The sequence below is a fragment of the Flavobacterium fluviatile genome, from assembly GCF_010645065.1.
In the GTDB taxonomy this organism is placed as follows: Bacteria; Bacteroidota; Bacteroidia; order Flavobacteriales; family Flavobacteriaceae; genus Flavobacterium; species Flavobacterium fluviatile.
Map to the genome: position 1 here is coordinate 86120 of NZ_JAADZW010000010.1, position 13824 is coordinate 99943.

Sequence of the window (13824 nt, forward strand, 5' to 3'; positions counted from 1 at the left end):
TAAAAGAAATAAATAATGAAATTGAAACACATAACAATTGTCTTTTTTGGACTGCTACTTTTAGGAAGCTGTAAATCGGCTTTGGAAAAAAAGACATGGAAAGAAGGAATTTTGGTAGATGAATTCATTTACGAAAAAGCACCTTATCCGTCGTGCCATTCCGTAACGATTGTGGAAGCAACCAATGGGGATTTAGTTTCGGCCTGGTTTGGAGGATCACACGAAAGACATCCGGATGTTTGTATTTATTCGGCTATAAAACCTAAAGGAAGTGATAAATGGGGTGAAGCCATTAAAGTAGCTGATGGTGTGATGCCAGATGGTACAAGATTTCCAACCTGGAATCCGGTTTTGTACCAAATTCCGAACGGAGATCTGATGTTATTTTATAAAATCGGTCCAAAACCTTCTGAGTGGTGGGGCGTTTACAGAACTTCTTCTGATGGAGGAAAAACCTGGTCTGATAAAATTGATATGCCAGGTAAAGATTTTCTGGGGCCAATTAAAAACAAGCCGGTTTTATTAAGCAACGGAACATTATTACTTCCTTCAAGCACCGAAGGAAATGGCTGGCATTTGCGTATGGAATCCACTCCGGACTTCGGAAAAACCTGGGTGATGGGCGATACCATTTCGAGAGGCAAACAAAAAATAAATGCTATTCAGCCAAGTATTTTGTTTCATAAAGACGGAAGCATTCAGGCAATCGGGAGAACCAAAAACAGAGCTATTTTCAGTACATTTTCTAAAGACAACGGAAAAACGTGGTCAGATTTAGAATTAATCGGATTACCGAATAATAACTCGGGAACAGATGCTGTAACGCTTAAAAACGGAAAACACTTATTAGTTTACAATCATGTTTTGCCTCCCGGAAATGAAGCTAAAGGTCCAAGAACACCTTTAAATCTTTCTATTTCAGACGATGGAATCAATTGGAATGCGACTTTGGTTTTAGAAGATTCAAAAATCAGCCAGTATTCGTATCCTTCCATCATTCAGAGTTCAGATGGAATGGTGCATATCGTATATACCTGGAGAAGACAAAAACTGAAATACGTAAAAATTGACCCGGACAAACTGGTAGCACTTCCAATCAAAAACGGAATCTGGCCTGGACAGGAAGGCGTTGAAGTAAAAGCTGTTAAAGCCGAGGAAGAATAAGGAATTCACACAGAAAGAATTTTAATCTCCATAATCTGCTAAATCTGCGAGAGTAATTTTTCCCGCAGATTGAGCAGATTTAACAGATTGTTTTTAATCTGCATTAATAAAATAATAATTATGAAGTTAACAAATTTTAAAAGAAGCATGTTTATTGCAATGCTGGTTGTTTTATCAGGAACATTCAGTAATGCAGTTTCAGCACAGTCCGGTAAAAAGCAAAAATACAAAGTTGCCGTTTGCGACTGGATGATTTTAAAAAGACAAAAACTCGGTGCCTTTGGTTTGGCAAGCGAAATAAAAGCAGACGGAATCGAACTGGATATGGGTGGTTTGGGAAAAAGACCAACATTTGACAGCAAGTTAGGCGACCCGGTTGAAAGACAAAAGTTTCTCGATAAATCAAAAGAAACAGGTGTCGGAATCAGTTCTATCGCAATGTCCGGTTTTTATGCACAGTCTTTCGCCAAAAGAGATTCAATTAATTTGATGATTAACGATTGCGTTGCAACAATGAAAAATATGAAGGTAAAAGTTGCGTATTTACCATTGGGAACTGAAAGCGATTTGAAGAAAAATCCAGAGTTGCGACCAATTGTAGTAGAGCGATTAAAATGGGCAGCTAAACAAGTGAAAAAAGTAGGCGGAATTATCGCTATCGAAACTTCGTTGAGCGCTACAGAAGAAGTAGCTTTATTGAAAGAAATTGGTTGTAAAAACATCAAAATATCATACAATTTTGCCAATGCGGTGGATAATGGCAGAGATATTGCTGAAGAATTAAAAATTTTAGGGAAGAAAAATATCGGGCAAATTCATGCTTCAACAACCGACAGAGTTTGGCTGCAAAACGATGAAAACGTTGATATGCCAAAAATCAAAAAAACCTTAGACGATATGAACTGGAAAGGCTGGTTAATCGTGGAGCGTTCCAGAGACGTAACTATGGTTCGTGATGTAAAAGCCAATTATGGAGCTAACGTAGCCTATTTGAAGAAAATTTTTCAGAATTAAAATAAAAAAATCTGCTAAATCTGCAGTATCTGCGTGAGAAAAATTAGCACGCAGATTTAAAAAGATTCAGGCAGATTCTTAACAGATTTTTTAATCTGTGACAAAACAAATACGATTATAATTTGCGAAAATTTACTTCGTCAGTTCGCTGTCGCTCGTGTGCGCAATTTGTGGTCTAAAAATAAAAATACAATGAAATATTTAAGCATACTTTTTTTAGGATTAATTACCACTTTTGCATCAGCACAGAACATCACCATCGTTCGTGATGCCAATGCACCAAGAGCAAAATATGGAGCTGAAAAACTATCCGAAACAGCAACAGCAAAAGGACTTAAAGTAGTTTTTGCAGACAAAGCACCGAAAAAATCAAAAGACAAAGTAATTATAATTGGCGAAAAAGGAACAGACTTTTGGAAGCAAAACACCAAAACCGCTAAAATCGACGACAGCAAATTAACTAAGAAAGAAGGCTTTCAGATCCGCACACAGAAAAACATCATTTTCATTGAAGGAACCGATGCAACCGGAGCATTGTACGGAGCATTGGAATTGTCGGACCGAATCAGAACTTCCGGTGAAATCCCATCCGAAATTAATATTGAAGACAGTCCCGAAATGGTGTTAAGAGGAACATGTATCGGAGTGCAGAAGCCGGTTTATCTTCCGGGCAGGGACGTTTACGAATATCCGTACACACCGGAATCTTTCCCATGGTTTTACGACAAAGAACTCTGGACAAAATACCTGGATATGATGGTCGAGAACCGACTAAATTCCCTGTATTTATGGAACGGACATCCTTTCGCTTCTTTGGTAAAACTAAAAGATTATCCATTTGCTTTGGAAGTAAGCGAAGAAGATTTCAAAAAGAACGAAGAAATTTATAACTATCTAACTGTAGAAGCCAACAAAAGAGGAATCTGGGTGATTCAGATGTTCTACAATATCATTGTTTCCAAGCCTTTTGCGGAGCATTACAATATCAAAACACAGGACCGTTCACGTCCAATTACGCCGGAAATCGCCGATTACACTAAAAAATCAATCACTGCTTTCATCGAAAAATATCCAAACGTTGGATTGTTAGTTTGTTTGGGAGAAGCGATTAATACCATCGATGATGATGTTGAATGGTTTACCAAAACAATTATTCCCGGAGTTCAGGACGGACTGAAAGCTTTAGGAAAAAAGCAGGAACCGCCAATCATCCTTCGTGCACACGATACCGATGCACCATTGGTAATGGAAAAATCGCTTCCGTTGTACAAAAACCTGTACACGATGCACAAATATAATGGTGAATCATTGACGACTTACACGCCTCGTGGGCCTTGGGGAGAAATTCACAAAAAGTTAAGTTCACTGAATTCGGTTCATATTTCAAACGTACATATTTTGGCGAATCTGGAACCTTTCCGTTACGGATCTCCTGACTTTATTCAAAAAACGGTTCAGGCAATGCATACCGCTCACGGTGCCAACGCGCTTCATTTGTATCCGCAGGCATCCTATTGGGACTGGCCTTACACGGCTGATAAAACCGACAAACGACTGCTGGAAATGGACCGTGACTGGATTTGGTACAAAGCCTGGGCAAGATATGCATGGGAAAGCAAAAGGGACAGAACCGCCGAAATTCAGTTTTGGGACAAGCAATTGGGAGATAAATTCGGAACCGATTCTGAAGGTGCCAACAATATTCTGAAAGCTTATGAAGAAGCAGGAGAAATTGCCCCAAAAACCTTAAGACGCTTCGGAATCACAGAAGGAAACCGCCAGACTTTATTATTGGGAATGTTCGAAAGCCAGCTGGTAAACCCGGCGAAATGGAGAGTATATCCGGGATTCCATGAATCTTGCGGACCTGTTGGTGAATTGCTTTTGGAATACGCTAAAAAAGAATGGAACAAAGAGCCGCACGTAGGTGAATTGCCAACGCAAATCATTGCCGAAATTACACAACACGGAAAATTAGCGGTTGAAGCCATCGATAAAGCCGAACCAAAAGTTACTAAAGACAAAGATGAATTCCTGCGTCTGAAAAACGATATGCATGCTTACAAAGCCTTCGCCGATTTCTTTTCAGAAAAAGTAAAAGCAGCCATTCTGGTATTGCGTTACAGCTATTCCAACGATATTGCCGATCTGGATAAAGCACTTCCACATCTTGAAGAAAGCATCAGACATTACGAATTATTGGTAAATCTGACCAAAGATCACTATTTGTATGCCAACAGTATGCAGACAGCACAACGCCGAATCCCGATTGGAGGAGACGACGGAAATAATAAAACATGGGCAGAGTTATTGCCTCATTATGAAAGAGAGCTGGCCAATTTCAAACGAAATCTGGATCTTTTGAAATCATCTAAAGATGGTAAAATCGTAACCAAAGAAGGCAAACCGTGGAAAACCGCTGAGGTAACTTTGCTAAGCGAAAGCAAAGGAACTTACGCTGTCAAAAACGGAACAAAAGTGTACGGAACGCCTATTTCAGAGTTCACGAAAGTAGCTCCGGAACTGCAAAACCTAAAAGGAATTGCTTTCGATGAAACATTGCAAAACGAAAACGGAACGCACCTGAAATTCAAAAACACCAAAGCCGTAAAACTGGTGGTGGGTTATTTCAATTCCGATCAGAAAAGATTTTTGTTTCCGCCAAGTTTGGAAACAGACGCAGCCGGAAATGCTCACGGTCAGGCCGAAGTAATTTTGGCAAGTGCGATGAATTTAAAAGAATTGCCAAGGATCAATATTCACACTTACACTTTCCAGCCGGGCGAAAACAAGCTCGATTTAGGCAAAGGAAGAGTACTGATTTTAGGCTTCATCGACGCCGATCAAACCATCACCACACGTGATGTAGGTTATATCGATGCAGGCGAAAAAGGAGCAGTAGACTGGTTGTTTTATTAAAAGAAAAAATATTTCACGCAGATTTTGCGTATTGAGCAGATCAAATTAACTGCACTATCTGCTAAATCTGCGGGAGAAAAAAAATAATGATATTTTGGGCGTGTCCCTACGGGTCGGGCTTTCGGCTTTATCTTTTATTTCGCTATCGCTTCATAAAAGGATATCGCCTCTATCCCTCACGCACACCAGAGTTGATAAGATATTTATTTCCTGCAAGGTCTTTTTTGACCTTGTAGGTATTTCAAATTAAAAATTATACCTGCAAGGTTTTGGAAACCTTGCAGGATAGTAAATAAAATAACCAGCTTAAATGACCTTATATAACTTATATGGTTAAAAAAAGGTTTAAAAAGTATGAAGAAAATAGTTTTTTTTATTTTTTGTTTTTTTGTAGGTGCTTGCTTTGTATGGAGTCAAAGCAGCAAGGGGCAGGCGAAGTTTCGTAAAGAAGTTTCGCTGAATTCCTCCTGGCAAACCATTGTTCTGAATCAGCTTCCGGAAAAGGAAGAAACTTTTGTGCAAAATCCAAAAGTCGATACACAATGGCAAAAAGTAAATGTACCCCACAACTGGGATCAGTATTACGGTTTTCTAAGAACCAAACACGGTAATTTACACGGAACTGCCTGGTATCATAAAACACTGCAATTAGACAAAAAAGACAGTTTCAAAAGACTTTTCCTTTTTTTTGAAGGCGTAAGTTCGTATGCAACAGTTTGGGTAAACGGCAAAAAAGTCGGAGAACACAAAGGCGGAAGAACTACTTTTACAGTCGATATTACAAAAGCCGTTTCTTTCGAAAAAGAAAATCATATAATAGTAAAGGCATCGCATCCGTCATTCATTGCTGATTTGCCCTGGGTTTGCGGAGGCTGTTCCGGAGAATGGGGATTTTCCGAAGGCTCCCAGCCGATGGGGATTTTCAGACCTGTAACTTTGGTTGTTACTGATGATGTTCGAATAGAACCTTTCGGCGTTCATATCTGGAATGACAAAACTACTTCTAAAGAAAAAGCGATTCTGAACGTTACTACCGAAGTCAAAAACTACGGGACTTCAAGCCGAAATCTAACTATTGAAAACATTCTTTTGGATAAAAGCGGAAAGAAAGTTGTTGGTATAAAAAGTGATATCAAAAACACTTCAGGCGAAATAAAACAAATAGCACAGACCCTTCCTGAGATTGCAAATCCAAAATTATGGTCGCCGTCTAATCCGTATTTGTATCAATTGGTAACGACCATTTTTGAAAACGGAAAGAAGATTGACGAACTAAAAACACCTTACGGAATCCGTTGGGTAAGCTGGCCGGTAAGCCGTGACGGAAAAGACAATCGTTTTTTCATTAACGATGAACCACTATTCATCAACGGAACCTGCGAATACGAACATTTAATCGGGAACAGTCATTCGTTTTCGAATGAGCAGATTCATTCGAGAATCGAACAAATAAAAGCCGGAGGTTTCAATGCCTTTCGCGAAGCGCACCAACCGCATAATTTAGAATACCAAAAAGAACTGGACGAAAACGGAATCTTATTCTGGAGTCAGTTTTCAGCTCATATCTGGTACGACACACCCGAATTCAAAGAGAATTTCAAAACTTTATTGCGCGAATGGATTAAAGAACGTAGAAACAATCCATCAGTCGTAATGTGGGGACTGCAAAATGAAAGCACAATTCCGAAGGAATTTGCTGAAGAATGTACCAAAATCATCCGCGAAATGGATCCAATATCGGCTCAACAACGTATCGTGACTACCTGCAACGGAGGCGAAGGAACCGATTGGAATGTCGTTCAAAACTGGTCAGGAACCTATGGTGGCGATCCGTTCAATTATGATGTCGAAATGAGCAAGCAACTGCTGAACGGCGAATACGGTGCCTGGCGTTCACACGATTTACATACCGAAGGCGAATTCGACCAAAAAGGAATTTTGAGTGAAAACCGTTTTTCTCAATTAATGGAAATCAAAGTCCGCGAAGCCGAATCGGTAAAAGACAAAATCGCAGGACAGTTCAACTGGCTTTTTGCCTCGCACGAAAATCCGGGACGTTCGCAAAACGGCGAAGGTTTTAGGGATATCGATAAGGTTGGACCGGTAAATTACAAAGGACTTTTCAGTATTTGGGGTGAACCTTTGGATGCATATTATATGTATCGCGCCAATTACGTTTCGAACAAAACCAATCCGATGGTGTATATCGTTTCACACACCTGGCCGAGTCGTTGGGATGCGCCGGGAATCAAAAACGGAATCGATGTCTATTCGAATTGTGATGAGGTAGAGTTGTTCAATGATGTGAATAAATTATCTCTCGGAAAACTAAAAAATCCGGGAATCGGACAGCATTTTCAGTTTAATAATGTCAATATTCAATACAACATTTTGTATGCTGTTGGTTATGTAAACGGAAAAGCAGTTGCCAAAGATTATATCGTTTTGAACAGTTTGCCGAAAGCGCCAAACTTCAATGCTTTAGAAACCAAAAAAGAAACGATTCTAAAACCTGCAAAAGGCTACAATTATATTTACAGAGTCAATTCCGGAGGAAGTGAAATCAAAGATTCTAACGGAAATGTTTGGAATGCTGATGTTCACAAAACCGGAGAAAATACCTGGGGTTCTTTGTCGTGGACAGATAATTTCAAGCTATTACCTGATTTTTATGCAAGCCAAAGAAGTACTTTTGACCCAATTATAGGAACCAAAGACTGGAAATTATTTCAAAGTTTCAGATACGGAATCGATAAACTGCGTTACGAATTCCCTGCTCCGGATGGAGAATATTTGGTAGAATTGTATTTCACAGAACCATGGTACGGAACCGGAGGCGGACTCGACTGCAAAGGCTGGCGTTTGTTTGACGTAGCCATCAATGAAAATGTCGTTTTAAAAGATTTAGATATCTGGAGTGAAGTCGGACACGATGCTGCTCTAAAGAAAACATTTGTTGTAAAAAGTAATAACGGAAAAATCACGATTTCGTTTCCAAACGTAAAAGCGAGTCAGGCCATCATTTCGGCAATTGCCATTGCAACCAAAGACAAAACTATAAAAGGAGCTCCGGCATCGCCTCGAAATATTCAGAATGTTGCAGGAAATTCAGAAGCTAAAATCGGTTCGTGGCTGGATATTAATTCGAAACAATATTCAGATTCAGAGGTTGTTTTTACGCAATTGCCTTCGGAAGTTTATGGAGCGGATTATTTGCAGACTACATCAAAATCTTCTGGTGCTTTTATAACCAAAGAAGATTCTGAAATTTATCTGTTTAGTACATCAAAAGATTCGATTTCGGGTTACAAAAAGTTGACGGAAACGGCTAAAAATTCGGATAAAGTTGAATTTTCGGTTTTCCATAAAAAAGTAAAAAAAGGAGAAAAAGTGCTTTTTGAAAATAGCACAATAGCTGTCGTTCCAACTTATGATATGGGCGAAAAAGACGATTCAAGACCTGTTGTACTTTTAGAAGCCGAAACCGCCAAAACAACCGGAACCGGAATCGAAAATGGCAATTTCAAAAAAGCCGATTATATCGAATTCAAGGAAAAAACAAACAACAGCGTTCAGTTTGAAGTGAAACCGGGCGTTGCCGGAATTTACCTGATGCGTTTCCGTTTTATGAACCGAAATGAAACCCCGTTGAAAGTCAAATTCAAAATGGAAGACGCTTACGGAATTATGATGCGAAATGATACGATTGAGTTTCCGTCTGCAACAGAAAAATGGAAAGTCCTCAATACAACTTCCGGTGGTTACATCAACGCAGGAACGTATAAAATCACGATAGAATCTGATGATATGAAAGGGCTACTCCTGGATAATTTCGAGTTTCAATAATCATCATTTTTGTCATTCCGACGAAGGAGGAATCTTCGTTGCCAGATCGACAAAGGTTGACTTTTGATTGTGGAGTTATTTGCGGAGATTGCTTCGCCAATTCGCTTTCGCTCGTGTCCTCCTTCACCGGAATGACAAACTGGACGTAATTGGATTATAATAATAAGTTTATGAATAAAAATATTTTACAAAAAATTACAATCGCTTTAGCAATACTGCTTTCAACAGCAAGTTTCGCACAAACCAAAAAAGCAAGAATCGTTGAAGATTTCAATAAAAACTGGAACTTCAAATTAGGCGATCATCCACAAGCCATCAATGCGAATTTCAGCACTGCAGATTGGAGAAATCTGCAATTGCCACACGACTGGAGTATTGAAGGCGCCTTCAATAAAGATCTTCCAACAGGAACCAAACAAGGATTTTTGACGGCAGGAAAAGGCTGGTACCGCAAGACATTTGTCTTGCCGAAAGATTGGGCGGACAAATCGATTTCAATAGAATTTGACGGAGTTTTCAAGAACAGCGAAGTATTTATCAACGGTCATTCGCTGGGAATTCGACCTAGTGGGTACATTTCTTTTGCTTATGAAATGACTCCTTACCTGCATTTCGGAAAACAAGAAAATGTTATTGCCGTAAAAGTCGATAACGATGCACAGCCCAATTCCAGATGGTACACAGGTTCCGGAATTTATAGAAACGTACGTTTAGTGGCTGTCGAAAAACTCCACGTAGCACATTGGGGAACGTATGTAACCACTCCAAAAATCAGCAAAGAAAAAGCATCGGTACATTTTGAAGTGACCGTAGAAAATAAAGCAAATACTGAAAAAGAATTCAAGTTTGTTACTTCCATTGTTGACGCTAAAAACAAAGAAGTAGCTAATACAACGTCAACAGAAAAAATTGGCGCCAATTCCAATTCTAAAAAAACACATAATCTGGAAGTGAAAAATCCAAATTTATGGGATACTGAAAATCCGTATTTGTATAAAGTGCTTACCAAAATTTACGAGAATAAAAAATTGGTTGATACTTATGAAACACCATTAGGAATTCGGTTTTTCTCTTTTGATGCCGAAAAAGGATTTTCTTTAAACGGAAAACCAACCAAAATACACGGAGTCTGTCTGCATCACGACAACGGTGCTTTAGGAGCTGTAGAAAATATTCACGCCGTTCGCAGAAAACTGACTTTACTGAAAGAAATGGGCTGCAATGCCATCAGAATGGCGCACAATCCGCATTCGCTGGAAATGATGCAATTGTGCGATGAAATGGGCTTCATTGTTCAGGACGAGGCATTTGATGTTTGGAAAAAAGCAAAAGTAAAGAATGATGCTCACAAAGAATGGGATGCCTGGTACAAAAGAGATTTAGAAGATTTGATTTTGAGAGACCGCAACTATCCGTCGGTGATGATGTGGAGCATCGGAAACGAAATCCGTGAACAATTCGACAGTACCGGAATTGCGATTACTAAAGAATTGGCGCAAATCGTAAAAAATCTGGATACCACTCGTCCGATAACAAGTGCGTTGACAGAGAATGTTCCGGAGAAGAATTTCATTTATCAGTCGGGTGCTTTGGATTTATTGGGATTCAACTACAAACACGAAGATTACGCAACCTTTCCAGCGCGTTTCAAAGGACAGAAAATAATTGCTTCCGAGACTGTTTCAGCTCTCGAAACCCGTGGACATTACGATCAGCCTGCGGATGTGATCAAAGCCTGGCCGGTTAAATACGGAGAGAAATTTGATGGCAATGCAGACTGGACGGTTTCGGCTTACGATAATGTAAAATCATTTTGGGGTTCGACGCACGAAGAAAGCTGGAAAGCGATAAAAAATTCTGATTTCATTGCAGGTACTTTTGTGTGGACTGGTTTTGATTATATCGGCGAACCCGACCCATATCCATTTCCGGCACGCAGTTCGTATTTCGGAATCATCGATTTGGCTGGACTTCCAAAAGATGTCTATTATATGTATCAAAGCGAATGGTCGAAGAAAGCCGTTTTGCATATTTTTCCGCACTGGAATTGGCAAAAAGATCAGGAAGTCGACGTTTGGGCATATTACAACAATGCCGATGAAGTGGAATTATTCCTAAACGGAAAATCATTAGGCAAAAAAGCCAAACAAAATGATGATTTGCATATTTATTGGCGTGTAAAATTCGAACCCGGAACGATAAAAGCTATTTCAAGAAAAGACGGAAAAGTGGTTTTAGAAAAAGAAATTCATACCGCTGGAGCAGCTTCCAAAATTGATTTGAAAGTAAATAAATCAACCATAAAAAATGATACTTACGATTTGGTTTATGTAACGGTTTCTATTGTTGATAAAGACGGAAATCTGATTCCGAATGCCGATCATAAAATAGATTTTGAAGTTACAGGTGGAGGAAAATTAGTGGGTGTTGATAACGGTTATCAGGCGAACCTGGATTCTTTTAAAGCGAGTTCCTGTAAAGTCTATAACGGAAAATGTATTGCTATTATTCAATCCAACGGTAAGCAAGAAAATATTCAGTTAAAAGCTTCTGCAGAGAATGGAATGTCATCTACAGTAATTGTAAAAGTAGAATAAGCACTTCACGAAATAATTGTAATTCAAAACTCCATTAGCGATAATGGAGTTTTTTTGTGGAATCCCGTTTGTTATTTGGGCATATCCCTACGGGTCGGGCTGTCCATTATATCTTTTGTTTTCCTAAAGAAGGAAAACAAAAGGATGCCATTTCCATCCCTTATGCGGGCTTGGTTTCAGAAGATGTTTAGGGTTTAAATTGATGTTTGATAATTGTAGTAAAAATAATGTTATATATTTAGGGATAAACTATTTGCTATAATTTATACTATTTAAATTTGGGAGTACTTTGTGCTAAATTATAGTAAAAAAGGCTAAATTGCATAACTAATTTATCAATAAAAAATGTACAAAAGAGAATACGAACCTCTACTGGAAAATGGGTTTAAGGAAATTGCTTTGTGGCAGTTAGATACTTTTTTCTTGGAACCTTTTGGAGAAAATGATCAAAGAAAGGAATTGATAAATCGCTTAAATGCTTATTTGAGTGAGTTCTTATATTTGGGTTTGAATGCAGAACTTTGGATAGATGGTTCATTTTCAACTCATAAACCAGAACCAGAAGACATAGATGTTGTGTTTTTATTAGATGTAAGTGAAATAAATAATTTGAAGGACAGAAAACTAAAGTTATTTGAAGAATTATTTCAAAATAGAAAAATTGTTAAGGCCAGATATTCAGTTGATGTTTATTATATAGATAGAAACGATGAAATTGAAAAACAAAAATGGATAACAACTTACGGATTTGATTCAAGGAAAATAAATAGTAAAGGAATATATAAAATACAATTATCAAAAGATGTATAGTATAGAACGGATAGAGGAATTATTAGCAAATTCAGAAGATACTTTACTGAAATATGAGAATTTGCTTAAGGACAATCCAAATAGTTTGTTCAATAAAGGTATGGTAAAAAATACCCTAGAACAAATGGTAGAATTGCGTTCTAACCTTGCTTTCGAAAAACAGAAAAGAGAAAAAGAAATTATTGATATACGCTTAAAAGGTAAAGTTGCAAAAGTAGGAAAGCTACCTTTGGATTTATTGGGAGAGTTTGCTAAAAGTTTGTCTGACTGTATTATAGAATCATCTAGAAAATATCAATATGGTAATAAAGGTGGAGCTAAAATATTAACCTCTATTAAAAACACTGTAGATTTACGCTTCGACAGATTAGTTCCGGGATCAACACATATTTTAGTTACGGGTAATAATAGTCCTGATTTATTTGGTAATAGCATGATTGAAAATGCTTTAATCAATACTTTTGAGTTATTAAATGTGCATAACGATTCTGAATTAATGGATAAATCTGAAAAATATGGTGGAGCTGGAATTAAAAAATTAAACAAAATATTAAACTTGAGTATTAATAACCATTTAGAATTTGATTTAGAGTGGTCTTCACCAAACTCAAAAGTTTTTAAATGGGAAGGAAATTTTGATAGAATAAAGCAACTTAATAATTCTATTTCAAAAATAGAAACCATTACTCCAGAGGAGATTGAAATTTCTGGCACATTAGTTATGCAAAGTTTAAAAGGACAGCTTGAAATTGAAGATAATGATGGTAAACTTTTTAAAGTTTCATTTCCAATGTCTTTTTTAGAGAAGATAAAAGAATTCCAAATTGGAGAAGATTTTTCTGCAACAATTATTAAAAACACTCTTAAAAATAGTATCACTAAAGAAGAAAAAGCATCATTTGAATTGACAACAATAAATTCTTAAAGGGATTAATAAAGTAATATAATTTGTAGATATATTTACAATTATTGAATCAATATTGAGATGAAATCTTTTTAAAAAACATTATTATACTGCGCTTTTTACATTGTTTTATGTTTATTAAATATTCCTACTTTTCATCTATTTTAAGATAAAAATATATAAATGATGAAAAAACGTCACTCTATAATTTTTCTAATTTCAATCCTCCTAATTTCCTGCGAACAAACGCAGATAAATTTGAACGAAATAAATGGAAAACCCTTGATGATATAAATTACAATCATCGTGAATTTATGATTCAGGATTTAAAAGCAAATTATTTAAAACCCGGAATAAAATATAAAGAAGTAGAGAAGTTACTTGGAGGAAATTATAATGAACGTTCAGAAGATTCAATCCAGCTTCAATATGAAATTTATACTGATTTCGGAACCGATATTGATCCTGTAGAAACCAAAACGTTTATTGTAAATTTTACTTCCGATTCCGTTTTTGTTAATACAAGAATTGATCATTGGAGTAAATAATCCAAATTCATAGTGATCTAAA

General features: G+C 37.4%; 8 protein-coding genes. All 8 read left to right on the forward strand.

The genetic code is table 11. The features are described from left to right. The first annotated feature begins 15 nt into the window (after positions 1 to 15). Entirely contained in the window at positions 16 to 1164 is a 1149-nt protein-coding gene (locus GXM17_RS12050) for a sialidase family protein (protein WP_163399584.1), read from the forward strand. A gap of 120 nt (positions 1165 to 1284) precedes the next feature. Then, positions 1285 to 2178, forward strand: a complete 894-nt coding sequence (locus GXM17_RS12055) for a sugar phosphate isomerase/epimerase family protein (protein WP_163399585.1) — start codon at positions 1285 to 1287, stop codon at positions 2176 to 2178. A 192-nt stretch (positions 2179 to 2370) separates the two neighbouring features. Beyond that, positions 2371 to 5097, forward strand: coding sequence for an alpha-d-galacturonidase (locus GXM17_RS12060; RefSeq protein ID WP_163399586.1), 2727 nt, complete (start codon positions 2371 to 2373; stop codon positions 5095 to 5097). 354 nt (positions 5098 to 5451) lie between these two features. Then, on the forward strand, positions 5452 to 8943 hold the full coding sequence (locus GXM17_RS12065) for a malectin domain-containing carbohydrate-binding protein (protein WP_163399587.1): 3492 nt from the start codon (positions 5452 to 5454) through the stop codon (positions 8941 to 8943). 170 nt (positions 8944 to 9113) lie between these two features. After that, complete coding sequence (locus GXM17_RS12070) at positions 9114 to 11540, forward strand: glycoside hydrolase family 2 TIM barrel-domain containing protein (protein ID WP_163399588.1); 2427 nt, start codon at positions 9114 to 9116, stop codon at positions 11538 to 11540. Positions 11541 to 11885: 345 nt separating this feature from the next. After that, positions 11886 to 12350, forward strand: a complete 465-nt coding sequence (locus GXM17_RS12075; protein ID WP_163399589.1) for a DUF6932 family protein — start codon at positions 11886 to 11888, stop codon at positions 12348 to 12350. After that, complete coding sequence (locus GXM17_RS12080) at positions 12343 to 13275, forward strand: hypothetical protein (RefSeq protein ID WP_163399590.1); 933 nt, start codon at positions 12343 to 12345, stop codon at positions 13273 to 13275. The genes GXM17_RS12075 and GXM17_RS12080 overlap by 8 nt, the downstream gene beginning before the upstream one ends. Before the next feature lie 293 nt (positions 13276 to 13568). After that, positions 13569 to 13802, forward strand: coding sequence for a hypothetical protein (locus GXM17_RS12085; protein ID WP_163399591.1), 234 nt, complete (start codon positions 13569 to 13571; stop codon positions 13800 to 13802). The last annotated feature ends 22 nt before the right edge of the window (positions 13803 to 13824 follow it).

What these genes read in the sequence shown, in the direction of transcription:
- GXM17_RS12070 (WP_163399588.1), top strand. Translation starts at nt 9,114, where the DNA reads ATGAATAAAAATATTTTACAAAAAATTACAATCGCTTTAGCAATACTG.
- GXM17_RS12055 (WP_163399585.1), top strand. Translation starts at nt 1,285, where the DNA reads ATGAAGTTAACAAATTTTAAAAGAAGCATGTTTATTGCAATGCTGGTT.
- GXM17_RS12065 (WP_163399587.1), top strand. Translation starts at nt 5,452, where the DNA reads ATGAAGAAAATAGTTTTTTTTATTTTTTGTTTTTTTGTAGGTGCTTGC.
- GXM17_RS12050 (WP_163399584.1), top strand. Translation starts at nt 16, where the DNA reads ATGAAATTGAAACACATAACAATTGTCTTTTTTGGACTGCTACTTTTA.
- GXM17_RS12085 (WP_163399591.1), top strand. Translation starts at nt 13,569, where the DNA reads ATGATTCAGGATTTAAAAGCAAATTATTTAAAACCCGGAATAAAATAT.
- GXM17_RS12060 (WP_163399586.1), top strand. Translation starts at nt 2,371, where the DNA reads ATGAAATATTTAAGCATACTTTTTTTAGGATTAATTACCACTTTTGCA.
- GXM17_RS12080 (WP_163399590.1), top strand. Translation starts at nt 12,343, where the DNA reads ATGTATAGTATAGAACGGATAGAGGAATTATTAGCAAATTCAGAAGAT.
- GXM17_RS12075 (WP_163399589.1), top strand. Translation starts at nt 11,886, where the DNA reads ATGTACAAAAGAGAATACGAACCTCTACTGGAAAATGGGTTTAAGGAA.